15 protein-coding genes, 2 tRNA genes and 3 pseudogenes are annotated in these 25767 nt (G+C 53.0%); 14 read left to right on the forward strand and 6 right to left on the reverse strand.

Annotated features, from left to right (window positions below; translation table 11 throughout):
• Window positions 1-1160 (forward strand): porin (locus GKAS_RS14275; RefSeq protein WP_035895054.1); only part of this gene is annotated, 1160 nt, incomplete at its 5' end.
• Between the two features lie 52 nt (window positions 1161-1212).
• On the opposite strand, the gene GKAS_RS14280 is transcribed toward GKAS_RS14275, so the two are convergent.
• Complete coding sequence (locus GKAS_RS14280; RefSeq protein WP_035895055.1) at window positions 1213-2109, reverse strand: N-acetylmuramic acid 6-phosphate etherase; 897 nt, start codon at window positions 2107-2109, stop codon at window positions 1213-1215.
• 176 nt (window positions 2110-2285) lie between these two features.
• Between GKAS_RS14280 and GKAS_RS14285 the strand changes: the two genes are divergently transcribed.
• Window positions 2286-3896, forward strand: a complete 1611-nt coding sequence (locus GKAS_RS14285) for a sensor histidine kinase (protein WP_035895056.1) — start codon at window positions 2286-2288, stop codon at window positions 3894-3896.
• Window positions 3893-4612 (forward strand): two-component system response regulator DcuR, encoded by a 720-nt coding sequence (gene dcuR / locus GKAS_RS14290; protein WP_035895057.1) that lies wholly within the window; start codon window positions 3893-3895, stop codon window positions 4610-4612. The genes GKAS_RS14285 and dcuR overlap by 4 nt, the downstream gene beginning before the upstream one ends.
• On the opposite strand, the pseudogene GKAS_RS14295 reads toward dcuR, so the two are convergent.
• Both GKAS_RS14295 and GKAS_RS14300 read right to left on the reverse strand, forming a co-directional pair.
• A pseudogene (locus GKAS_RS14295) lies at window positions 4593-5557 on the reverse strand (FAD:protein FMN transferase). The gene dcuR and the pseudogene GKAS_RS14295 overlap by 20 nt on opposite strands.
• A 116-nt stretch (window positions 5558-5673) precedes the next feature.
• Window positions 5674-8479 (reverse strand): annotated as a pseudogene (locus GKAS_RS14300) (flavocytochrome c).
• Between the two features lie 631 nt (window positions 8480-9110).
• Here GKAS_RS14300 and GKAS_RS14305 point away from each other — a divergent pair.
• From GKAS_RS14305 to GKAS_RS14325, 5 genes are all read left to right on the forward strand, one after another.
• Window positions 9111-10625: a DASS family sodium-coupled anion symporter gene (locus tag GKAS_RS14305; protein ID WP_202209216.1), complete on the forward strand. Its 1515-nt coding sequence runs from the start codon at window positions 9111-9113 to the stop codon at window positions 10623-10625.
• Between the two features lie 56 nt (window positions 10626-10681).
• Window positions 10682-12331: a class I fumarate hydratase FumA gene (gene fumA, locus GKAS_RS14310; protein ID WP_035895058.1), complete on the forward strand. Its 1650-nt coding sequence runs from the start codon at window positions 10682-10684 to the stop codon at window positions 12329-12331.
• Between the two features lie 410 nt (window positions 12332-12741).
• Window positions 12742-13302: an Ail/Lom family outer membrane beta-barrel protein gene (locus GKAS_RS14315; RefSeq protein WP_035895060.1), complete on the forward strand. Its 561-nt coding sequence runs from the start codon at window positions 12742-12744 to the stop codon at window positions 13300-13302.
• A gap of 319 nt (window positions 13303-13621) precedes the next feature.
• Entirely contained in the window at window positions 13622-14545 is a 924-nt protein-coding gene (locus tag GKAS_RS14320; protein WP_373995153.1) for an extracellular solute-binding protein, read from the forward strand.
• A gap of 14 nt (window positions 14546-14559) precedes the next feature.
• Window positions 14560-15303, forward strand: a complete 744-nt coding sequence (locus GKAS_RS14325) for a molybdate ABC transporter permease subunit (protein ID WP_035895062.1) — start codon at window positions 14560-14562, stop codon at window positions 15301-15303.
• Window positions 15304-15448: 145 nt separating this feature from the next.
• Here GKAS_RS14325 and GKAS_RS14330 read toward each other — a convergent pair.
• Window positions 15449-15538, reverse strand: a tRNA-Ser gene (locus GKAS_RS14330).
• A gap of 93 nt (window positions 15539-15631) precedes the next feature.
• Between GKAS_RS14330 and mtfA the strand changes: the two genes are divergently transcribed.
• Window positions 15632-16426 (forward strand): DgsA anti-repressor MtfA, encoded by a 795-nt coding sequence (gene mtfA / locus GKAS_RS14335; protein WP_035895063.1) that lies wholly within the window; start codon window positions 15632-15634, stop codon window positions 16424-16426.
• A gap of 100 nt (window positions 16427-16526) precedes the next feature.
• Window positions 16527-16602 (forward strand) — tRNA-Asn (locus GKAS_RS14340).
• A 67-nt stretch (window positions 16603-16669) separates the two neighbouring features.
• Here GKAS_RS14340 and GKAS_RS14345 read toward each other — a convergent pair.
• Together GKAS_RS14345 and GKAS_RS14350 are read right to left on the reverse strand one after the other, a co-directional pair.
• Window positions 16670-19357, reverse strand: coding sequence for a cation-transporting P-type ATPase (locus tag GKAS_RS14345; protein WP_035895064.1), 2688 nt, complete (start codon window positions 19355-19357; stop codon window positions 16670-16672).
• 50 nt (window positions 19358-19407) lie between these two features.
• Complete coding sequence (locus tag GKAS_RS14350) at window positions 19408-19839, reverse strand: universal stress protein (protein WP_035895065.1); 432 nt, start codon at window positions 19837-19839, stop codon at window positions 19408-19410.
• 521 nt (window positions 19840-20360) lie between these two features.
• Between GKAS_RS14350 and GKAS_RS14355 the strand changes: the two genes are divergently transcribed.
• From GKAS_RS14355 to GKAS_RS14370, 4 genes and pseudogenes are all read left to right on the forward strand, one after another.
• Window positions 20361-21446, forward strand: a complete 1086-nt coding sequence (locus GKAS_RS14355; protein ID WP_035895066.1) for an efflux RND transporter periplasmic adaptor subunit — start codon at window positions 20361-20363, stop codon at window positions 21444-21446.
• A complete protein-coding gene (locus tag GKAS_RS14360; RefSeq protein WP_035895067.1) occupies window positions 21446-24508 on the forward strand; it encodes an efflux RND transporter permease subunit in 3063 nt (1020 codons plus the stop codon). The genes GKAS_RS14355 and GKAS_RS14360 overlap by 1 nt, the downstream gene beginning before the upstream one ends.
• Window positions 24509-24546: 38 nt before the next feature.
• A complete protein-coding gene (locus tag GKAS_RS14365; protein WP_167540420.1) occupies window positions 24547-25470 on the forward strand; it encodes an acyltransferase in 924 nt (307 codons plus the stop codon).
• 132 nt (window positions 25471-25602) lie between these two features.
• Window positions 25603-25767, forward strand: a pseudogene (locus tag GKAS_RS14370) (nucleoside recognition family protein); the annotation flags it as partial.

The following is a 25767-nucleotide window of genomic DNA, read 5'->3' on the forward strand; positions in this document are numbered from 1 at the left end:
TGAAAATGAAAGCTCTGGCACTGTTAGTCCCTGCTTTACTCATGGCTGGCACAGTAAATGCGGCAGAAATGTATAATAAAAACGGTAATAAAGTAGATCTGTACGGAAAGGTTGACGCGCGTCATACCTTCTCCGACCACGCTGGCGATGACGGCGATGAAACCTACGTGCAGATTGGTTTCAAGGGCGAAACTCAGATTTCTAACGATCTGATTGGCTATGGCCAGTGGGAATACAAAACCTACGCGAACGATACCGAAGGCGCTGGTGATAAATCCTTCAACCGTCTGGCGTTCGCCGGTCTGAAGTTCGCCACCCTGGGCTCTTTCGATTACGGCCGTAACTACGGTGCGGTATACGACATTGAAGGCTGGACAGATATGCTGCCAGTTCAGGGGGGGGACTCCTATACCTGGACCGACAACTTCATGGTTGGTCGTACCAACGGCGTCGCCACCTACCGTAACAGTGACTTCTTCGGCTTGGTTGATGGCTGGAACTTCGCGCTGCAGTATCAGGGAGCTAACGAATCTGGTTCAAACAACCAGGAAGGGACCAAAAACGGCCATAACGATGTTCGCTTCCAGAACGGTGACGGCTACAGTATGTCCACTACCTTTGACTTTGCTGATGCCGTTCCGGAATTACAAGGCTTAACCATTGGGGCAGCCTACGCGACCTCCGATCGTACTAACGATCAGGTTGCCTATGCTGGTAATAAGGGCCGCAGCGTAATTGCCGACGGTGATAAAGCTGACGCCTGGACTATTGGCACGAAATATGACGCCAATGACATTTATCTGGCGGTAATGTATGCAGAAACGCGCAATATGACACCGTATGGCGATGACGGTATTGCCAACAAAACGCAGAACGTCGAAATCACCGCGCAATATCAGTTCGATTTCGGCCTGCGTCCATCTTTAGCATGGGTGTACTCTCGCGGTGTTGACGTCGCCACGAACAGCAACGGTACGGACCTGTCCAATAAGGATCTGGTGAACTACATCGATCTGGGCGCAACCTACTACTTCAACAAAAACTTCTCGAGCTACATTGACTACAAAATCAACCTGCTAAATGAAGATTCTGAGTTCTACGGTAATAACAACATATCTACCGACAATATTGTTGGTGTAGGTATGACCTACCAGTTCTAATCTGTACGTCATAAAAAAGCCCGCATCATGCGGGCTTTTTATTCACTTAGCATTATGGAGCTTCCTGCAGCGCCACCCGCACAAAACCATTATTCTGCGCCAGCAGCTCGTGCGCTTTCCAGGCGTCCAGCCCGGTAAGTACCATCAGCACCGCCGTCTTACACTGGTGATCGCAGCTTTCCAGCGCCGCTTTCGCCACCGCGCGGCTGCACCCACCCGCTTCCATCACTATCGCAATTTGCCGCTCAGCCATACGCGTATCCGTGTCACGGATATCCACGCGCATATTGCTATAAACCCGGCCACTGCGAATAGCCAGCCCGATTGTCAGCATAGAGAGCACCATTTTCTGTGCGGCCATCGCCTTAGGCTCGCCGTAGCCAGCCACCACTTCAGCCCCCGTTTGCGGCGCAATTACGATATCGGCAAGATCGGTCGCTTCGCTGTGCAGATTGCGGGTAATCACGGCCCGCATCGCCCCCAAGGACCACGCGTGGCGTAATGCCCCCCATAGCCATGGCGTTTTCCCACTCACCGTAAGCGCCACCAGCATGTCTTTTTGGGTGAACCCGATAGCCTGAAGATCAAGTACCCCGCGATCGTAATCCTGCCCTGCGCCGCTCATTTCATGCAGCATGGCCAACGCCCCACCGGCAATCAGTCCCATTACCGGGTGCTTTTCGTCCGGCGAAAACTCATTCGCCGCGATCACCGCGTTACGCCCAGAGGCACCGGCTCCCACTATCACCACGCGCCCGCCGTGGCTTAACGTCGCCACCGCGTTATCAATCAGTTGGGTGATGTTGTCGAGACAAGGGGTTATCGCATCAGCAATGCGCTTATCTTCTTGATTAATAACGCTCAACATATCGAGAGTAGACAGTCTATCAATCTCAGCCGTCGTTGAATTGCGTCGTTCCATGACTGAACCGGTAAGCTTAATGCTCATAAACGGACTCCTTATTATGGGTTCTTAAGCAATACTAAAGTGTTTTGTATGGATTGCTCTGCGAGAACGGTCACAAAGAGAGGTTTGGTTTTGTAAGGGAGGATAGCTTTATGAAATCAGGCACATCGGCGATAATGGTTTTTTGACCTCCGATAATAAAAGGTATTAACGTACGCATGCCGCACAATCAGCCCCACCCCAAGCGCCCCATGAAGCTCAGTACGCTGGTGACGCTGATGGTTTGCAGCGTCATTGCCTCCGTGTTACTGGTGGTCTACGCCTTCTACTTTGTACAGATAACCAAAGCAACACGCGCAGGCGTGGAAGATACGGCGTTTGCCATCGCCCGCACGCTTGCCAACTCGCCCGAGATAAAGCGCGGGCTGGCGCAATCGCCTGACAGCAACATCATTCAGCCTATCGCCAGCGCGGCGCAGCAGCAAAACGACCTGCTCTATGCCGTCGTCACTAATATGGACGCGGTCCGCTACTCACACCCCAATGCGCATTTGATTGGTCAGCACTTTATCGGCGCGGATCTTAAGCCCGCATTGCAAGGAAAAGAGAACCTCTCCATCAACCACGGCGTGCTGGCTGAAGCGATGCGCGTTTTCACCCCGATTTATAACAGCCAGCATCAACAGATTGGCGTCGTGATCGTCGGTATTTCTCTACAAAAGGTCGATCAGCAAATCAGCGCCGCACGCTGGAACGCGGTCTGGTTTGTCCTGTTCAGCGCGATTGTCGGCCTGCTCGGGGTCTGGGGATTGGTGCGGGTGCTCAAAAATATCCTGTTCGGTCTCGAGCCTCACGAAATCTCCAGCTTATTTGAGCAACGTCAGGCCATGCTGCAATCAATTCGCGAAGGGGTGATTGCGGTTGATGGTCAAGGTCGGGTGACGCTAATTAATCAGGCGGCTCGCCAAATACTGTTTTCCGTCGATGCACCAGCCCTCGGTGCCGTGCAGCACGCGCCGCTGCTGGATAGCCTGAAAGAAGTGTTGGTCAGCGGCACGCCTATTGAGGATCGTGAGATTGGCTGTAACGGGCGTCTGCTGCTGTGCAGCACCGTCCCGGTGCTCAACAATAAACGGGTTATTGGCGCCATTAGTACTTTCCGCGACAAAACGGAAATCAGTCAACTGATGCAGCGTATGGACGGGCTGGTGAACTACGTTGACGCGCTTCGCAGCCACTCCCACGAGTTTATGAACAAACTGCACGTGATTCTGGGGCTGCTGCACATGAAGCGCTACGACAAGCTGGAAGGCTACATCCTCCAGACCGCGCAGAACTATCAGACGGATATCGGCACGTTGCAGCATAAAATCAAATCACCGATCATTGCCGGGTTCCTGTTGGGTAAAATTAACCGTGCGAGCGACGCAGGCGTTACCCTGACGCTGGCCGAAGAAAGTCTGATCCCGGATAACCCTAATGAAGAGCAGGTTGCGGTGTTGGTGACGGTGCTCGGTAACCTGATAGAAAACGCGCTGGATGCGATGGCAGATCAGGGCGAAGGCGAGATTGGTTTGCTGCTGCACTACCAGAATGGCTGGCTCAGCGGCGAGGTTAGCGACGATGGTCCCGGCATCGCGGCCGATCGTATCGATGCCATCTTTAATAAAGGATTTTCAACCAAAGGCGAGAACCGGGGCGTCGGGCTATTTCTGGCCCGCCAGCAAACGGAAAATCTCGGCGGCACCCTTTCCGTCGAGTCTGAGCCTGGCGTGTTTACGCAATTTTTTGTACAAATTCCCTGGGATAGCGAGAGGAACAGCGCGTGATGAATGTATTGATAGTCGATGATGATGCCATGGTGGCCGACCTTAACCGCTGCTATATCGAGCGGGTCGACGGGTTCGTCTGCTGCGGCATTGCCTCTACGCTCCAACAGGCAAAAGAGAAAGTGCAGGATGCCACGCTCTCTATCGATCTTATTTTGCTGGATGTCTATATGCAGCAAGATAACGGTCTGGATCTGCTGCCCATCGTGCGCGATTCTGGCCGCGCGATCGACGTCATTATGATCTCATCCGCTTCAGATGCCGCCACCGTCCAGACATCGCTGCGCTACGGCGTGGTGGACTACCTCATTAAACCGTTCCAGTTCCCGCGTTTTGAAGAGGCGCTGCTGAGCTGGCGTGAGAAAAAACAGCTGATGGGCAGCCACGCCTACTACGAGCAGGCCGACGTTGACCGTCTGCTGCACGGCGGTACGCCGGAACTGGCGGATACCAAGCGCTTGCCGAAGGGCTTAACGCCGCAGACGCTGCGCACGCTGTGCCAGTGGATTGATGCTCACCCGGAGACCGAATTCTCCACCGACGATCTGGCGCAGGCGGTGAATATTTCACGCGTGTCTTGCCGTAAATATCTGATCTGGCTGGCACAAATTAATATTCTGTTTACCAGCATTCACTATGGTGCTACCGGCCGCCCGGTTTATCGCTACCGCCTACAGGCCGAGCAATACGGCTTGCTCAAACAGTACTGCCAGTAAGCCGGTAATCGCTGTCCAGCAGCGTGAAACGATAGAGGTGGGACGATGAAAGCACCACCTCTTTGTTTTTGGTGACAAAAATAGCTTCAATATCCGGGCGTGACCGCAGCGCCATGCACCCTTTTTCGACACCCATGCCGTACATCAGCGTAGTCCAGATATCGCCGTCGATTGAATCCGCGCTGATGATGGTGACGCTATCAAGTTCATTATCCAGCGGATATCCCGTGCGTGGGTCGAGGATATGGTGATAAAGATGGCCGTTTTGTTCGAAAAAACGCTCGTATACGCCAGAAGTCACCACCGATTTATTCTCAATTTCCAGGGTACCAATCATCGCGCCAGAGGTTGAGAACGGTTTTTTAAACCAATTGACCAGCCCCCTTCCGGCGTCCCCAGCGTTTGAACGTTACCGCCGAGATTAATTAACCCCTGCTCCACCCCTTCCTGGCGAAGATAGTCACGCACGCGGTCGGCAATAAAGCCTTTGGCAATCGCGCCGAGATCGATTTCCATACCGGGCTGTGCCAGAAACACGCTCATATCGTCGTCGTTAAGCACGACCTGTTCCGGATTGGTCAGCGTCAACAGTTGGGTAATTTCATCAGCCGGTGGCACGCTGTCGCCTTTAAAACCGATGCGCCAGCGCTTAACCAGCGGACCAATGGCAAAGTTAAAGGCACTTTGCGGCAGCAGGCTCGCCGCTTTCGCGCATTTGATGAGGGTGTAAACGGGGGTACTGACAACAACCGGATGCTGACCCGCCGCATGGTTGATATCCATCACCTGCGACTGGGCGCGGTTAACGGTGAGCAGGTCTTCATAGTGTTTGATAAGGCGGAAAACGCGTGAGGCGAGCGGTTCGTTATGCGCGAAAAGCTTAAGCAGGATGGGTGAGCCCATCAGTACGGCAGAATAGCTATAAACCCTTGTGCTGTCTGACATCGATATCCCCCTTTGCTGATGGTAACAACCCGGCGTCGCTACGCTCGGCCGGGCTACGGGTTGGGTTTTGAAGGCCTGATAAGCGCAGCGCCATCAGGCAATTCGATGCTGGTTAATTATGCGGATTCAAGCATCGCCCAGGGTACCTGCTGCGCGCGCTGCGCGGCCTGACGACCGGCAAGCGTACCAAAGATAATAATATCTGCCACCGCGTTCCCGCCAATACGGTTACCGCCGTGGATACCACCGACCACTTCACCGGCGGCATAAGCGCCAGGAATTGCCCGTTTGTTGGCGTTGAGCACGCAGGTGTCAGTGTTGATGGTTACGCCACCCATCGTGTGGTGTACACCCGGCGCAATCTGAATCGCGTGGAACGGCCCTTCATTCAACGGTGCGCGCAGTGCGGTTTTACGACCGAACTCTTCGTCGTCCTGTTTTTCCACAAAACCGTTATAGCGCGTTAAGGTTGCCTGGAAGGCTTCAGCGTCCAGCCCCAGTTTTGCAGCCAGTTCCGCAGGCGTGCTGGCGCTGGTGACCAGCCCTTTCGCGATATACTCATCCGCCGCTTTGTTTTTTACGCGAACATGTTCATCAAACACGATGTAAGCATAGTGCTCCGGCAGCGCGATAATCGCCGCGGACACTTTGTCGCGGGTCTCCATCTCGTTGAAGAATCGGTTACCCTTCTGATTCACCAGAATAGCCCCGCCGCCGCGAATAGATTCAGAGACCAGATAAGAGGTTTTCTGCTCAACGGTTGGGTGAATCTGAATTTCGCCCATATCTACCGTACCAGCACCAATGCGTTCAAGCAGCGCGATACCGCCGCCGGTCGCCCCTTTGTGGTTAGTGGTGACAAAGCCCGCCAGGTCAGGACGGTATTTCACCACCATTTCGCTGTTAGCGCTGAAACCACCTGTCGCCACAATGATGCTGCGGGTCTGAATGGTGGCCGTTTCCTGCTCATCGGTCAGCAGACGTACGGCGGCGACTTCGCCCCCTTCCATTACAATATCGACCACGGAGGTGTCGAGCATGACATCAATCTGGCGTTTTGTGACGTTACGCACGAGACCGCTTATCAGGTAGCCACCCACTGCAGAACCATCTTTTGGACGGTGCGTACGGTCAATACTCATCCCACCGGTAGTGGTGATGTCGTTCAGCATGATGCCGCGATCCGCCAGCCATTCAATGGCCTGCGGTGCCGTTTCAACAAAGCGGCGTAGCAGCGCAGGATTATTTTTGTTTTTTGCCGCCTTTCAGGGTTTCTTCATAGAACAGCTCTTTGCTGTCCTGAATCCCTTTCACCCGCTGGAAGCGCGTTTCTGCAGCGTTCATCCCAGCGGATGCCTTAATGGTGTTCCCACCAATAGTCGGCATTTTCTCAACGATCAGCACGCGGGCACCGTCATCGTGCGCCTGAATAGCCGCCGCCAGACCTGCACCGCCGCTCCCGACTACCACCACATCGTAAGATTTTGGTGCCGCGGTATCGCCGCCTTCTTCAGCCACCAGCGCTTTACTGGATTTCACCATCGCTTTGGAGACCGCTTTTTTCACCGCTTCGCTCTGGCTGGTTGCCCCGGAGATGGCATCCACATGTGGGGTGTTCGCATCCAGAATACGTGAGCGAATTTCTTCAAAGCTGGTGACGAACTCCACGTCCTGATCCACGCCGCCGATCAGTTCAATGTCGGCGATTCTGTCGGTTTCGAGGCTAACGTTGATAACCAGCTCACCGGCTTCATCCTGCACTTTTTCAACGAACACGCCCGGCTTGAATTTAGACACCGACACGCTCATATCGCGGATCATCGCTTCCACCAACGAGAAACGCCACAGCGGTTCAGGGATGTTCAGCGCTTCGCGCTGGGTGCTGTCGATAAACAGATCCAGCGTCTGGCCGTCGGCAATGCGTTCAGCCCAGTCAGGATAAGCGATACAGGCGCGGCCAACCGCAATCAGGTCGTAACCGTGGTCCATAGCGCTTTCGATATCGCTGTCGTTCACCACGCCGCCCACGCCCATTACCGGCACTTGTGCCAGCGTTTCAGAACGCATCGCAACGTATTTTTCAATCAGCGGGGTCGGGTCGGTCGTATCGACGATAGACGGACGCAACGTCGCACCAACGGAGAAGTGCAGATAGTCCAGCCCACGAGCAGCCAGTTTTTCCAGCAGATACATCGTGTCGTCAAAGCGAATCCCTGGAACTTCCATCTCTTCAGGCGAGAAACGATAGCCGATGATGAAGGCGTCGTCCGCATACTGGCGCACCATTTTATGGGTGATATCTAACACCGCCAGCGGGAATTTCGCGCGGTTATCGCGGCTGCCGCCCCACTCGTCGTCACGCTGGTTGGAGTTTGGCGAGTAGAATTGTTGGATAAGATAGGTATTTGCGCCGTGGATTTCGACGCCATCAAAACCGGCCTGAATAGCGCGACGTACGGCATCGCCGAACTTACCGACCATCCCTTCCACTTCTTCAGTGGTCAGGGCTACCGGTGTTGCCGCGCCATCACGCGGGGCCGCTACGGCGCTTGGGCCAACCGGCGTACGGCCACCAATCAGTTTCGGATCGACCATGCGGCCGCCGTGGTAGATTTGCAGCAGTGCTTTAGAGCCTTTCGATTTAATGGCTTCAGCGATTTTTGCCAGCCCGGCAATTTTGTCATCGCTGTCAATGCCGAGTGCGCCCGGGAAAGCCAGACCTAAATCGTCAACAAAACAGCATTCTACGATGATAGTACCGATAAGACCGGCGCGAGCACGATAGTACTCCACCAGCTCGCTGCTGACGGAACCATCGTAATAACCTGAACAGGTTGTCATCGGTGCCATAAAGAGACGGTTTTTAAGCTCGGTACCATTCGGTAATGTACAAGAGCTCAGTACGCGATGTTGATTGTTCATAAGGGTTAACTCCAAACTTTTTAAAAATTAAAATTTAAGAATTCGGGATCGGGCGGTATTTGAGTTATTTGTTATGCCGATATCATGGTATTAATATAACGATAATTTTAGTTACTAAAGTAATTACGTTAGTTATAAAACTATTTAATCCCCTAAATAACACACATACCCCCATGGTGTTACTAATTTAATTCTTTTTTATTCACAATAATTTAATAAATATCGATACAAATGCAACTTTGTTAACGGTGGTCAAACCAGTACGGAGCCGAAAATAAATTCAATAAAAACAGTAACTTAATGCAATTAAAAACAAGTAAAACACCGTCTAATATAAAAATTAATTTAACCTAACCACCATAATACCCAATAAGCCAATAGGGTTATTTATCAATGCGTAAAATTAATACGGCGATTGTGATTTTTTGATCCCGATCAATTGTAATAGCATCCAAAAGCGCATTATATGAATATAAGATTTTTAAAACTTAGCGCTAAATAAAATAGCGTTAAGCACCTAACTTTTGAAATTGCCAGCCGTACTTTTGAAATATAAAAAAAGTAAAAAACTAAAAAAAGCAAAGCGGCAATTTTAGTCAATCGAATTATTAACTACTTATAGAAGCGTAATATGAACGAGAAATCTGCGACATCGCACTCACCGACCCCGGTGAGTAAACCAAAAGATGGTAAGAAAAACCGTCTTGTGATGATGGCGCTGCCTATTATTGTGGCGGTGCTTCTCCTCTTCGTCCCGGTTCCTGACGGGCTTCCACCGTATGCCTGGCACTACTTCGCTATCTTTGTCGGCGTAATTGTTGGCCTTATCTTTGAACCGCTTCCGGGTGCCGTTATCGGCCTGACCGGGGTGGTTGCCATCGCGTTGTGCAGCCAGTGGGTGCTGTTCAGCCCTGAACAGATGGCGGCACCGAAGTTCCAGCTGGCGGGTGCCTCCTTTAAATGGGCGGTCAGCGGCTTCGGCAACTCCACCGTCTGGCTTATCTTCGGCGCGTTTATGTTCGCCGCCGGTTACGATAAAACCCGCTTCGGTCGCCGCCTGGCGCTGATCCTGGTGAAATACCTCGGTCGCCGCAGCCTGACGCTCGGCTACGCTATCACGCTGGCTGACCTGCTGCTGGCACCGTTTACGCCGTCCAATACCGCACGTAGCGGCGGGACCATCTACCCGATTATCGCTAACCTGCCGCCGCTGTACGGTTCAAAACCGAACGACCCAAGCGCGCGTAAAATTGGTTCATACCTGATGTGGGTGGCGATTACCGCCGCCTGTATTACCAGCTCCATGTTCCTTTCCGCACTGGCACCTAACCTGCTGGCGCTGGCGCTGGTGAAAAGCATCGTTGGTATCAACATCTCCTGGGGTACCTGGTTTATCGCCTTCCTGCCGCTGGGTCTGCTGTTGATTCTTACCATGCCGCTGCTGGCTTACTGGTTCTACCCGCCGGAAGTGAAGGTGAACGACGAAGTGCCGCTGTGGGCCGCACGCGAGCTGGAAAAACTCGGCAAACTGTCTCGTAACGAAATTCTGCTGCTGGTGTTCGTGTGCTGTGCGCTGATGATGTGGATCTTCGCCGCCGCGTGGATTGAACCCGCCATGGCCGCCCTGCTGATTATCGGCCTGATGCTGTGGACCGGCGTACTGGAGTGGAGCGACATCACCGGTAATAAAGCCGCGTGGAACACCTTCGTGTGGTTTGCCACTCTGGTGGCTCTGGCCGACGGCCTCTCCTCTACCGGTTTTATCGGCTGGTTGGGTAAAGAGGGCGGCATGCTGATGAGCGGTATCTCCCCGGGCGTGGCGACCATCGTTCTGCTGCTGGCGTTCTACCTGCTGCACTACCTGTTTGCCAGCACCACCGCGCACACCACTGCGCTGCTGCCAGCGATGCTGACCATCGCGTCAACCATTCCGGGCATGAACATGAACGTCTTCGTGCTGCTGATGGTGACCTCGCTGGGTATCATGGGGATCATCACCCCATACGGTACTGGCCCAAGCCCAATTTACTACGGCAGTGGCTATCTGCCGACCAAAGACTACTGGCGCCTCGGCACCATCTTTGGGGGCATCTTCCTGGTAGCGCTGCTAGTCATCGGCTACCCATGGATGTCTATGATGTTCTGATTCATAACCGTCGGCGGGCAACCTCCGGCGGTTTTATTTTTATGGAGTGAAGCGCTATGTCGAATAAATCATTTTATTACCAGAACCCCTTCCCACTGTCTCACGATGACACTGAATACTATCTGCTCAGTCGTGAGCACGTTTCCGTGGCCCAGTTTGACGGTCAGGACGTCTTAAAAGTTGAACCTGAAGCGCTGACGCTGCTTGCCCAGCAGGCCTTCCACGATGCCGCCTTTATGCTGCGTCCTTCTCATCAGAAACAGGTTGCCGCCATTCTGAATGACCCGGAAGCCAGTGAAAACGATAAATACGTCGCCCTACAGTTCCTGCGTAACTCCGAAATCGCCGCCAAAGGCGTGCTGCCAACCTGTCAGGATACCGGCACCGCCATCATTATGGGTAAAAAAGGCCAGCGCGTCTGGACCGGCGGTGGCGATGAAGCCGCGCTGTCTCAGGGCGTGTACAACACCTATATCTCCGACAACCTGCGCTATTCGCAGAACGCCGCGCTGGATATGTATAAAGAGGTGAATACCGGGACTAACCTGCCCGCTCAGATTGACCTCTACAGCGTCGACGGAGACGAGTATAAATTCCTGTGCATCGCCAAAGGCGGCGGCTCGGCGAACAAAACCTATCTCTATCAGGAAACCAAAGCGCTGATTACCCCAGCGAAGCTGAAAAACTACCTGGTGGAAAAAATGCGTACCCTGGGTACCGCGGCCTGCCCGCCGTACCATATCGCGTTCGTGATTGGCGGTACTTCTGCTGAAGTGACGCTGAAAACGGTCAAACTGGCTTCAACCCGTTATTACGACGGACTGCCAACCGAAGGGAACGAACACGGCCAGGCATTCCGAGACGTGAATCTGGAGAAAGAACTGATGATCGAGGCGCAGAATCTCGGCCTCGGCGCACAGTTTGGCGGTAAATACTTCGCTCACGATATCCGCGTCGTCCGTCTGCCACGTCACGGCGCATCCTGTCCGATCGGCATGGGCGTTTCCTGTTCCGCTGACCGTAATATCAAAGCCAAAATCAACCGCGACGGTATCTGGATTGAGAAACTGGAGCACAACCCGGCGCAGTACATTCCTGAAGCACTGCGTCAGCAGGGTGAAGGCGCTGCGGTCAGCATCAATCTCAACCAGCCGATGAGCGAAATCTTAGCGCAGCTTTCTGCTCACCCGGTATCCACTCGTCTTTCGCTGAACGGCACCATTATCGTTGCCCGCGATATTGCGCACGCTAAGCTGAAAGAGCTGTTGGATAACGGGGAGGAACTGCCGCAGTACGTGAAAGATCACCCAATCTACTACGCAGGCCCAGCCAAGACGCCAGAAGGATACGCGTCCGGTTCCTTAGGCCCAACCACCGCGGGACGTATGGACTCTTACGTTGACCTGCTGCAGTCTCACGGCGCCAGTATGGTGATGCTGGCAAAAGGCAACCGCAGCCAGCAGGTGACCGACGCCTGTCATAAACACGGCGGTTTCTATCTCGGCAGCATCGGCGGCCCGGCGGCGGTGCTGGCGCAAACCAGCATTAAGAGCCTGGAGTGTGTGGCCTATCCTGAGCTGGGTATGGAAGCTATCTGGAAAATTGAAGTGGAGAACTTCCCGGCGTTTGTTCTGGTGGATGATAAAGGGAATGATTTCTTCCAGCAGATTCAGAACAAGCAGTGTGCGGGTTGTTCTCAGCGATAAGTTTTCCTCTCGGCTAGTGCTAGCCATATAAAATGCATTGGCGCAGAGAGTGCGCAAGGGGCGGCCAATCGTCGCCGCCCCTTGCGCACCCGGGCTCAGGCGCAAAGCCTTCATATTCCACCTGGCGTACAGTGAACGGAACAGCTACACCTCACTGGCAAATATCAGTATCCCACTGGGAAGTTGTGTATAAGAGATCGCTCCATCCTAAGTGGCAAATCTATTTTAAGAAACATCCTAGTAAAGCAATTAATTACCACAGCCCGCTCGCAGAAACATCTCCAGATCGTTATTCCCGTTTTATCCCATAAATTCAGGTAGTTCATCAGAAAAAACATTCCCGATATAATCCCCGCGCTTTTCAAACTCATTGATTAACACAACACAATAATTTTAAAGGGTTTTATAAATTGAAAAAACTATCTCTGGCAGTATTGGTCCTGGGGAGTCTGGCAAGTGGAATGGCCATTGCGGATAGCCAAAGCGTTTCCATTGGTTATGCTCAAGCAGACGTACAGGACTTCAAAAATATCCGCGGTGTTAACCTGCAATATCGCTATGAATTTGATTCTCCATTCAGCGTCGTAGGTTCATTTACTTATATGAGCGGCAGTCAGGACCAGAACTATTATGTCGACTCTGATTCCGTCAACACCAATATCGACGTCAAGTATTACTCGCTGTTAGTCGGCCCAGCCTACCGCATCAACGAATATGTCTCCCTGTATGCGCTGGGCGGTGCGGCGCGTACCAAAGCCGATATCGATGTCAAATGGCTGGAATCGAGCAACAACGAAGTCTATCGTGAAAGCGAATCCCGTGATTCAACCTCTTTCGCTTACGGCGCAGGCATCATCATTAACCCAATCGAAAATCTGACCGTGAACGTCGGTTACGAAGGAACCACCGCCGATATCGAAGACAAGTACAGCATCAACGGTTTTAACATCGGCGTAGGCTATCGTTTCTGATACTTTCCGACGCGCGGCTTCTTATCTTTGCGGATTGAGAAGCCGCCAGCACATTCCCTTCCCGCTTATTCTGCACCTCTGGCGCCAGATCCCCGGGGGCGGCGTGAACGCCTCGCGCAGGCTACGGTTTTCGCCGTCCATATTATCGTTAAACGGTTCTGAGCATAAATCCTTCATATTCAGAAACAAATACATACAAGATTTACCCCAGAGTGAGTATTTTTTCAATTTAAGCTCAACGACCGTTTCATCATCATTGCCCCTCCTCTCCTTTTCGTGAAAAATCGATATGTAAAAAAATACATAACGAGGCAGGGCAATGGTTTCAGGAAAAATGAAGTACGGGATTTTAGCGCTGATGGTATGTACCCCGGCGGTTTTCGCCAAAGACATCCGTGTCACCTATGCCGGTTCAATGGGCAAAGTGATGGATCAGGGCCTGGGCCCAGCGTTCAGCAAAGCAGATAACGGTGAATATCAGGGGCAAGGACAAGGGGCCTACGGGATGGCTCGTCTGCTCGCCAGCCACAAGATTGAGGCCGATGTCTTCGTCTCTATCAACCCAGGTCCAATGCAGATCCTGAAGGATGCAGGGCTGATTGACGATGCTGTGCCTGTGGCTAGCACCAGTATGGTGCTGGCGTACAACCCAAAAGGTAAATATGGCGAGCAGTTTGCCGAAGCCAGCAAAAAGAGCGATGGCTCATGGCTCAATCTGCTGGCAAAAAAAGATATTAGTTTTGGCCGCACCGACCCGTATGTCGATCCGAAAGGCCAGAATATCGTTTTCACCCTGATGCTGGCTGAAAAATATTATCAGCAACCGGGTATCGCGATGAAGATCCTCGGTAGCCTCCAGAACCCGCAGCAAACGAACCAGGAAGGTGGTCTGTTAACCCGTCTCGAAAGTGGTCAGGTCGATGCCGCCGCAGCGTATGAGAGCGAAATTCGCTCCGCGCACCTGCCGTATGTTGCGCTGCCGGATGAAATTAACCTGAGTAACCCAGCGATGGAAAAGCAGTGGTATGACACCGTCAGCTTCACCATTAAAGACAGCAAGGGCAAAGACCAGGTTCTGCATACTCAGCCAATGGTGTTTTACGCTGCCGTGCTGAAAAATGCACCTAACGGCGTTGAACAAGGCAAAAAGTTCGTCAAATTTATGCAAAGCCCACAAGGTCAGGCGCTGTTTAAACAGTATGGCTACGCGGAACCGAAAGGGGATGCGCTATACGCTCGCTAAGCCGTCCTGGCAAAATAGCGGGTTGGCTTTCGCTGCCCGCTATTCTCCTGCTCAGCATTCCGTTTGTGACGCTGCTCAGCGTCACACCCTGGCAACATTTACAGCTGGCATGGCGTGACGATAATGCGATTGCCGTATCAATGGGTCTGGGTGGGTTCGCGCTGTGCATCACGGTCGCGATTGGCTTGCCCGCAGCCTGGTGGTTGTCGCAGGCAACGGGGCGACGGCGGTTAATTGCCGAGATGCTGGTGATGATCCCCCTGCTTACCCCACCGCTGGCGATGGGGATACTGCTGGTTTCCGCCCTGGGGCCCTATGGACTGGTCGGTTCCTGGATCTCAAAAATAGGGATAACTCTGGTCAACAACCCGGCGGCATTTGTGCTGGCGCAGATTTACGGTTCACTACCCTATTTCATCGTGGTGGCGCGTTCGGCGTTCTCTACAGTGCCAAAAGACATTCTTGAAGCTGGCCAGACGCTTGGCGCCTCCGGATGGAATCGCTTTCGCTATCTGACGCTGCCTATCGCCCTCCCCGGCCTGGCTTCCGCCGTCACGCTCGCCTGGGTTCGTGCCGTCGGCGAGTTTGGCATCGTCATGATCTTCGCCTATTTCCCCCAGGGTATCCCCGTCAAGCTATACACTAACCTGCAAAATGATGGTGTAGATGCCGTCTATACGCTGCTGTGGATGCTGCTGATTGTCACGCTACCGCTGCCGATGATGTGCTTTGCCTTGGGCCGACGCCAGGTACGGTAAATCGGTCGCGAATCCGATATTCCTGTGCCCAATGTCACAATTGCAGACATAATGAAGTGACGCTCGGCGGTTACGAAAATATCCTGTGGACGTTTTAAAAAAAGGAAGTCTGACGGGCACGAGAGGAGTATAACTTGTTGAAAATTGGCGGAGAGAGGGGGATTTGAACCCCCGGTAGAGTTACCCCTACTCCGGTTTTCGAGACCGGTCCATTCAGCCGCTCTGGCATCTCTCCGTTTTGATGGTTGCCATCATGCCAGGTTATTTGGCATTTTAACAGACCCAGTCTCCTCAATTGCGTTCAAGTGACGAGTTTGCGAGCAAAACGATGATTAAATGGCCCTGGAAAGCAAGTGATACCGTCGAAATAAGCAATATGCCATGGGCGCAGGCTCTGGCTATTCCGCTGTTAGCCATTCTCTCTGACGACGAGCAGCTCAAGCTGGTGCAGCTCGCCGACCGTTTTTTACAACAAAAACGGCTGGTGTTTCTGCAAGGTTTGACGGCTGAGCCGATTATTGAGGCGCGTATTGCCCTGCTTTTCTGTCTGCCCGTACTCGAACTTGGGCTTGAATGGCTGGATGGATTCAATGAAATTCTCATCTACCCTGCTCCCTTTATCGTGGACGATGAGTGGGAAGACGATATTGGCCTGGTCCACAGCCAACGCGTGGTGCAGTCCGGTCAGAGCTGGCAACAGGGGCCCATCGTGCTGAACTGGCTCGATATTCAGGATTCTTTCGATGCCTCCGGTTTTAATCTGATTATTCATGAAGTGGCGCATAAGCTCGATGCCCGTAATGGCGACCGCGCCAGCGGCGTGCCGTTTATCCCGCTTCGCGAGGTCGCAGGATGGGAACACGACCTCCATGCAGCCATGAATAATATTCAGGATGAGATTGATTTAGTTGGCGAAAACGCTGCCAGTATTGATGCCTACGCGGCGACCGACCCCGCAGAATGTTTTGCCGTCTTATCTGAGTATTTTTTCAGCGCGCCAGAACTTTTCGCCCCACGCTTCCCTGCCCTGTGGCAACGTTTCTGCGGCTTCTACCGCCAGGATCCTCTACAGCGGTTGCGTGATAACAGCGAACTGGGTAAAAACTCACCAGTAGTTCACTAAAACGGCATCTTGCGCTAAATTCATTCATTTGAATCAGCAAGTTAAATTTAGTGTTGACACAAATATCGGGTGCCAGTACTATGCGCCTCGTTCACACGATTCCTCTGTAGTTCAGTCGGTAGAACGGCGGACTGTTAATCCGTATGTCACTGGTTCGAGTCCAGTCAGAGGAGCCAAATTTAAAAAGCCTGCTTAGGAAACTAAGCAGGCTTTTTGCTTTTCTACGCTTCAGAAATCGACCTATCAGGTCGTACGCCATTTCCTGGTCAGCGGTTTCTCCACTTCGACTATCAGGAACATGACAAACCCGATAATAAAGGTGATGACCCAATAGCGGAACGGCAGCCCTGTGGTACCGAACAACACCTGCATAAATGGCGCGTAGATAATCAACAATTGCAGCACCAGCAGTACGCCACTCACTATCCAGATCCCGCGGTTGGCCAACAGGCCTTTACTCAGCGAGAAACCATCCGCGACTCGACAGTTGAGCATATAGAACCACTGCGCGGTCACCAATGTTTGCAGCAACACGGTACGAATAAACTCAGGTGAATAGCCACGCGGCTGTAGCCAGGCCTCCAGCACAAAGGCGCTCACGGCAATCATTGAGCCCACAAAAATCACGCGCCAGATAGCAAATCCGTCCATGACGTGCAGCTTAGGATCGCGCGGTGGACGCCGCATGATGTTCTTTTCACCCGCTTCAAACGCCAGGCCAAACGACAGCGTGGCGGAGGTGGCCATATTCATCCACAAAATCAACACCGGCGTGAGCGGGATTAAGTTACCTGCCAGCAGCGCGATAATGATAAGCAACCCCTGCGCGAGGTTCGTCGGCATAATGAACAGGATGGTTTTCTTCAGATTATCGTAAACCCGGCGCCCTTCCCTGACCGCGCTGGCAATCGTGGCGAAGTTATCGTCGGTAAGCACCATATCAGCGGCCTCTTTGGTCACTTCAGTGCCTTTGATCCCCATGGCGATACCGACATCGGCCTGCTTCAGCGCTGGGGCATCGTTCACCCCGTCACCGGTCATCCCGACCACCTCTTTTTTACTTTGCAGCGCCTGGACCAGGCGGAATTTATCTTCCGGACTGGTACGGGCAAAAATATCAAATTTCTGCGCTGCTTCGCTCAACTGGATATCGTCCATCACCTCCAGTTCGCGCCCGGTAATGGCGTTGCCCGCGTTGCCGATCCCCAACATTTTGCCAATACTCATCGCGGTTTGCGGGTGGTCGCCGGTTATCATCTTCACGCGGATCCCCGCCTGCAGACAGTCGCCGATCGCGGTAATAGCTTCAGGCCGTGGCGGATCCATCATCCCGGCAATCCCCAGCAAAATAACGCCCTGCTGCAGATCCTGATGGGTGAGCTCCGTTTGCCCCTCCGCTGCCGGTTTCCATGCCGCTGCGACCATACGCAGCCCTTCCCGCGCGTACTCCTCAATTTTCGCTTCCCAGTACGGTTGGTTGAGCGGCTCCAGCCCATGGTCGGTTTGCTGATGCTGGCACAGACGGAACAATACATCCGGCGCGCCGGTGATGAGAATCAACTCCTCATCGCCGATGCGGTAGAGCGTTGACATGTATTTGTACTGCGAGTCGAAAGGAATTTTACTGCGTAATTCGGTCGAGACGGCCGGTAACGTCACTTTCGCCGCTAGCACCTTCAGCGCCCCTTCCGTTGGCCCACCGGTTATTTTCCATAGCCCGCTTTCATCCTTGATAAGCTGGCTGTCATTACAGAGGTCGATAGTCCGTAGATAACGAGCCAGCAGCGTATCGGGCGCCACGGTAATAGGCTCTTCACTATCAACCGGATGAATATTCCCCACCGGTTCGTAGCTGTCCCCCTCAACCCGATAGACCGTGTCCGCCGTGATAACGGCTTTAACGGTCATTTCGTTCATGGTCAGGGTCCCGGTTTTATCCGAGCAAATCACCGTCATGGCCCCCAGCGTTTCCACCGTTGGCAGTTTGCGAATAATCGCCTGCTGCCGCGCCATGGTTTGTACGCCGAGCGAGAGAATAATCGAAATAATTGCCGGCAGCCCTTCCGGTACCGAAGCCACCGCCAGGCTAATCAGCGACAGCATCAGCTCGGAAACCGGCATATCGCGGAACAGCAGGCTAAAGACAAACAGCGCCGCCATCATCACCAGAATGATGATAAATATCGCTTTACCAAGCTTATCCATCTGCACCAGCAGCGGGGTTCGGTGCTTCTCGATATCCGCCATCATCTGGTTAATATGGCCAAGCTCGGTATCACCACCGGTGGCCACCACCAGACCTTTACCGCCGCCGGAGCTCACCGTCGTGCCCGAAAACAGCAGATTAGTACGGTCACCCAGCGGGAGTTCTCCGCTGAGCGCGTCGGTGTTTTTCTCTACTACCGTCGACTCACCGGTGAGGATCGCCTCCTCTACTCGTAGATTGTGCGCCTCAATTACCCGCAGGTCAGCCGGGATACGGTCACCGGCGCGGATAACCACAATATCGCCAGGCACTAACGCCGTGGTGGGAATGGTTTCATGATTCCCCTGGCGAATCACCACCGCCTCGCTGGAAAGCATATTGCGGATGCTCTGCAGCGATTTCTCCGCATTGCTCTCCTGAATATGACCAATCAGGGCGTTAATGACCGCCACGCCAAGAATAACCAGCGTATCGACCCAATGCCCCATTACGGCGGTCAGCAACGCCGCCGCCAGCAGAACGTAGATCAGCACATCGTTAAAGTGGGCAAGAAAGCGCAGCCACGCCGGTTTACCCGCTTTTTGCGGCAGCGCATTTTCGCCGTATTGCTGCAATCGTGCGGCGGCCTCTGCGCTGCTAATCCCTTCCGGCGCACTGTTGGTGCTGGTCAGGGTTTCATCTACGGAGAGCTGGTAATACGGGCTGCCCGGTTTGTCTGTGTTCATTCGTATCTCCTCACTCCTGTAACGGAAATCAGGACAGCTATTGGCTGCTCTTAACGCACCACAAATACCGGCACATGAGCATAGCGCACGATACCGGAGGCCTCTGATCCCAGAAGATGAGTCTGAATATTGGGGTTACGAGAGCCTACGATGACGACATCGGCCTTCAGTTCATCGGCCAGTTTTGTCACCTCATCGCGGACGTTGCCGCTGCGGACATGTATCTGCACCTCATCTTCTTTAATCGAGAGTTTGTTAATGAGCTCGGCAAGCTTTTCTTTCGAATTTTTAATTAGATACTCTTCCATCTTTCTCGCATCGGCGATAAACCCACGCGTCAGTGCGGGTGAAAAAGGAGGGATAACGTTCAGCAGATGAATTTTCCCGGAGGAACTGTGTGCGAGAAAATGCGCGTGGGATAAAGCTTTATCTGCGAGGCCAGTTTCAAACACATCAACCGGCACAAGAATATTTTTATACATAGAGAATCCTTTTATAAACCAATATGTCAGGTAGTAAAAATGGCCCACGAAAGGCGCTGATAAAGACATCTCGAATTGAGGTATGAGGGCATAACTAAACGTAGCACACGGCGTGCGATACAATTAAGACACCAATTAATATATTGAAAAATATCATGGCGGCAGCATGCGCCAGTCAATTCAACTATAAAACCCGCCAAATCGTCGACATTGCCGCAAATTTTACTATTTTTAACATTTTCGATTTTCTGCGACTATGCTCATTAACAGGCGTCACTGCGTCTTGCGAAAATCATCCAATAATTATGTAGATAAGAATGTAATCATCAAACGATTGGTGCTGGAGGAGGGATAATGTTCGGCTACAGTTTATTTCGCCTGGCCTTTTTTATTGCACTAGCAATAATTGCCTGCACTGCTTCAGGTTTATTCACCTATTTCGTGGTATCTGCATTGGCTAAATAAAATCAGTGATTGTGAATAATATGTAAAATACGTCCTTAAATTCCGAGGGGAATACTGTGAACCGTTATTTTTCTCTCATTCCCATTGTTATTTTAATAACAACGGCTTGCGACCAGAAAGCGCCACAAGTTACACCGCAACCGAAGATGGTGAAAGTCGCGGAAGTGGTTGCCATTGGTGCTTCACAGCAGCGTATTTTCCCTGCCCGCATTGAGTCTGGCGACTCTACCGACCTGTCGTTTAAGCGGGGCGGTCAGATAGAAGCGCTCGACGTACGCCAGGGAGCCAACATTACTCAGGGGCAGACACTCGCCCGCCTGAATGCCAGAGAGGCACAGCAACGGTTAAACGAACGGCAGACCGCCGCAACGCTCGCCCAGCGGCAGTTTGACCGCTTCCAGACGCTGGCTGGCCGTCAGGCCATTTCAAAAGCAGAAATGGATATCCAGCGAGCGAGCCGTGACTCCGCCAACGCCGCCCTAAAAATCGCCCAGGAAGAACTCTCTCAGATGACGCTGACCGCGCCGTTCAGCGGTGTGGCTGCCAGTGTACCAGTGCGAAACCACCAGGTGGTGGCCGCCGGGCAGCCTATCGTCACCCTGACGCGAACCGATCTGCTGGACGTTGTTTTCAGCGTCCCGGAAAATCTGTTTACCGCCATTGATATCCGTAATGCGCAGTACCGGCCGGTCGTCAGGATCAACACCCTGCCGGACAGGCAGTTCACCGCCGAATATAAAGAGCACACTGGCAGCAGCGACGCCAGCACCCTGACCTGGCAAATTATCCTGACCATGCCGCGCCCGGATGATTTCCCCTCCGTCGGCGGCGTCAGCGGTACCGTCACGGTGAACCTGGCAAATCTTCCCGCAAGCGAGGGCGAACACGCCGTGGTGGTGCCGGTTGAAGCCGTTTTTAATCCTGATAACCGCCAGCGCAATGAGCCGCACGTCTGGCTGGTCAAAGGTGAAGGCGAGGCGCTCCATCTCGAAGACAGAAAAGTTAGCGTAGGCCAGGTGACCTCACAGGGCGTAGTGATTACCGATGGGCTGAGCGTCGGCGATCGTGTCGTGGCGGCAGGCGTCAGCGAATTGCATGCGCAGCAGCCGGTGAGAATCTGGACGCGTGAACGAGGTTTGTAATGGATATCTCCCGCCAGTTTATTAACAACCCCGTGCGCGTCTGGCTCACTATCTTACTGCTGGGCATCGGGGGCATTTTCGCCCTGCTGAACATTGGTCGCCTTGAAGACCCGGCGTTTACCATTAAAACCGCCGTGGTCGTCACCCACTATCCGGGCGCATCGGCGCAACAGGTTGAAGAGGAGGTGACGTTACCGCTGGAAAATGCGCTGCAGCAGTTGCCTTATCTGGATAACGTCAGTTCAATTTCCTCCAATGGGCTATCACAAATCACCGTCAATATCGCATCGAACTATCACTCCAGCGAACTGCCGCAAATCTGGGATGAACTGCGCCGTAGAGTCGGCGACGCCGCGCGCCTCTTCCCTCCCGGCGTGGCGTCTCCCTTTGTGAACGATGATTTCGGTGATGTCTTCGGCTTTTTCTTTGCTCTCTCGGGAGATAGCTACAGCAATCCAGAGCTGGTTCGCTACGCCGAGCAGCTCAGACGCGAACTGGTGCTGGTTCCCGGAGTAGGCAAAGTCGCTATCGGCGGCGCCATTCCCCAACAAATCAATATTGATATTTCGCTGGCGAAAATGGCTGCCCGCGGTATTACGCTAAACCAGTTAGCCGCCACCCTTAGCCGTTTGAACGTCGTATCCAACGCCGGGGAGATAAAATCCGGCAGCGAGTCCATTCGTCTGCATCCTACGGGCGAGTTTGAAAATATTGATGAGCTTAGCGATTTGCTCATCAGCCCGCATGGCTCCGGTGCCGCAACGCGGCTACGCGATATTGCCACGCTGTCGCGCGGGCTCAGTGAGTCACCATCAAGCATTTACCACGCCAATGGGCGACAGGCCGTCACCATGGGGGTCTCGTTTATTCCCGGCGTTAACGTGGTGGATGTTGGTCGCGCGCTCGAGCAGAAACTTGAGCAGATGTCGGCGGAAAAACCGGCAGGCATTAAGATTGACCTGTTCTACGACCAGGCGGCAGAAGTGGCCCACTCGGTGAACGGTTTTATTACTAACTTCCTGATGGCGCTGGCGATAGTCGTCGGCGTGCTGCTCATTTTCATGGGCATCCGCAGCGGTATTATCATCGCCCTGTCGCTGGCGCTCAACGTGCTGGGCACGCTGCTTATCATGTATCTCTGGGGCATTGAACTACAGCGTATTTCTCTGGGGGCGCTCATCATCGCGCTGAGTATGCTGGTCGATAACGCTATCGTTATCGTCGAAGGGGTGATGATTGCCCGCCAGCAGGGTTTGACGCAGCTCGCGGCCATTAACTACGTCATTCGCCGCTCGGCGCTGCCGCTGCTTGGGGCCACCGTCATTGCCATTCTTGCTTTTGCGCCCATTGGCCTGTCGCAGGACTCCACCGGTGAATACTGTAAATCCCTGTTCCAGGTTCTGCTGATTTCACTCATGCTGAGCTGGTTCTCCGCGCTGACCATTACGCCGGTGTTGATTAAATGGTGGCAATCAAAAGATCAACCTCAGCCCACAGAGCAAACGGATACCGACCCGTACGCGGGGCGCTTTTATCGCCTTTATCAGCAAATTCTGCGCACGCTGTTGATGCGTAAAGCCATAACTCTGGCGGTGATGGTTGTGCTATTGGCGGCTTCAATATGGGGGTTTGGTTCAGTACGGCAGAACTTTTTCCCCTCCTCTAATACGCCCATTTTCTTCGTTGATCTCTGGCTGCCCTACGGCACCGATATTGCTGCAACCGAGCAGATGGCCAGCGATATTGAAACCTCAATTAACGGTCAGCCGGGTGTCGTCACCACGATTGCTACCGTCGGTCAGGGCAGTATGCGTTTCATCCTCACCTACAGCGGCCAACGGCAATACAGCAACTACGCGCAGATCATGGTGCGGATGGACGATCAGCGCAAAATTTCCGCCCTGACGCAGCACGTTGATAGCTATATTGCGCGCAACTACCCACAGGTTAACGCCAGTACCAAACGGGTGATGTTCGGCCCTTCCGGGGATAGCGCAATTGAAGTACGTATTAAAGGCCCTGACCCCGACCGGCTTCGCCTGCTTGCCAGTCAGGTGAGCGATATTTTATCCGCAGACCCGGCCACTGACGGCGTGCGTAACGACTGGCAAAACCGCAGCAAAGTGATACGCCCGCAATATTCTGCCGCATTAGGCCGCGAGCTGGGCGTGGATAAACAGGATATCGATAACGCGCTGGAGATGAACTTCTCCGGTAGCCGCGCTGGACTTTATCGTGAAGGGGCCGATCTGCTACCGGTCATTGTGCGCCCACCCGCCGCTGAACGTCAGGATGCCAACCATCTGAACAATGTCCTGGTCTGGAGCCAAAGCCGTCAGCAATACATTCCACTTAGCAACGTGGTGAGCGGCTTTAACCTTGAATGGGAAGATCCGCTCATTCTGCGCCGCGACCGTAGCCGCGTGTTGACGGTTCAGACCGATCCAGACCCGCTCAGTAACCAAACCTCGGGCGATATCCTGGCCCGCGTGAAGCCAAAGATTGATGCGCTTGCCCTTCCCCACGGTTACAGCATTGAATGGGGCGGTGACGCCGAGAGTTCCAGCGAAGCGCAGCAGGGGCTGTTCACGACGCTACCGTTGGGCTATCTGGTCATGTTTGTCATCACCGTGCTGATGTTCAGCTCGCTGAAGAATGCGATTGCCATTTGGCTTACCGTCCCGCTGGCACTGATTGGCGTCACGCCGGGCTTTTTAATTACCGGGATCCCTTTCGGCTTTATGGCGCTGATAGGCCTGCTCAGCCTGAGCGGCATGTTAATTCGTAACGGCATCGTCCTGGTTGAAGAAATTGAGCAGCAAAAGCAGGAAAAAGCGCAGCAGGAAGCCATTATCTATGCCGCAACGTCGCGCCTGCGCCCTATTCTGCTAACCGCGTTTACCACCGTGCTCGGCCTCGCACCTTTGCTGCTGGATGTTTTCTTCCAGAGCATGGCTGTGGTTATTATGTTTGGACTCGGATTTGCGACAATCCTGACGTTACTGGTGCTGCCAGTGATTTACGCCTGTTTCCATCATAAGGATATAAAGCCACAACAATGAATACGACTGGGTTGAACATCATAAAAACGCTGGGATGCATGACGGCAGTAACGTTTTTTACTATCTATAACACCTGGGATCATTATGATTATGACTATCACTGGATCCTCGGCTTTCTGACGTTTATTTCAACCATTGCCACACCGCTGTTTTTTGTGGTCGCCGGGTATCTGGATTCTCAATCCCGGCATAATGCACAGTGGCAAATGGGAAAAATTAAAAGCGTGGTCATCGTCTTCCTGTTCTGGGTGACAATTTACTACCTTTGGGAACCCTACCAGCGCGGCTATCTCATTCAGCCGTGGTTTGTATTTTCTTTTATTGTGATTTACACCTTTCACCCGTTAATTGAGTGGCTCAGTCAACGACGCAAGCTGTTCTTCATCACGGTATTTTTGCTGCTGCTGTTCTCTTACGCCTACGACCTGTTGGCTGCACTCTACCCTAACGTTCACGAGCTGAGCCTGGCACCGCAGTACCGTTTGTGGACCTGGTTACTTTTTTACCTGACCGGCCAGCTGTTCAGCGATCCAATGGTGACCCAATGGCTCACCAGTAAAAAAGTCGTCAGGGCCGCGATGATCGCCATACCGTTTATTTACCTCTTCACCTGGTTTTATGAGCGTCATTTCTTTTTCGCGCTGTTTAAGGCCGACAGAAATGCGTTCATTCTTACCGGCTCACAAATCTATATATTGGTCTTAGCGCTGGTTATTGCCGCGAACGGCGTGCAATTTCGCAAAAACAGCGAGCTTAAAGAGACCATTCTGGCCACCATCAGTAAAACAATGACCGGCGTCTATATCCTTCACTACTCGGTATTCCACCTGCTGACGGCGCTTATCCCCATTAGCTCGTTAGGCACGAAATTAATGCTGATAGTGCTGACATTTATTCTTTCCGTCGCCATTTCAATGCTGGTGCTATCCCATTCGGTGATGAAAAAAGTCATTACGCTTTGAACGCGCGGGATGAGCAGTACAGTTAGCACCCAATTCCAGGACAGAGAAATACGCGACGGTGATTTCACTTCCTTGCCGCTGGTATTATGATGGCGCTAACTATCCTTACTTCCCGCAGTGATTGAGAATTAGATGGACTTCATCAGCATTATTATGTCGGCAGGGAAGACCTCCGTCGACGTAGCGCTTTATACGCTGCTGCCGATTATGGTGGTTATGCTCATTGTCATGAAATATCTGGAAGTGCGCGGTGTACTGGACGTTATCGTGCGCTGGCTTGCCCCACTTCTCAAACCG

Source organism: Kluyvera ascorbata ATCC 33433, assembly GCF_000735365.1.
In the GTDB taxonomy this organism is placed as follows: Bacteria; Pseudomonadota; Gammaproteobacteria; order Enterobacterales; family Enterobacteriaceae; genus Kluyvera; species Kluyvera ascorbata.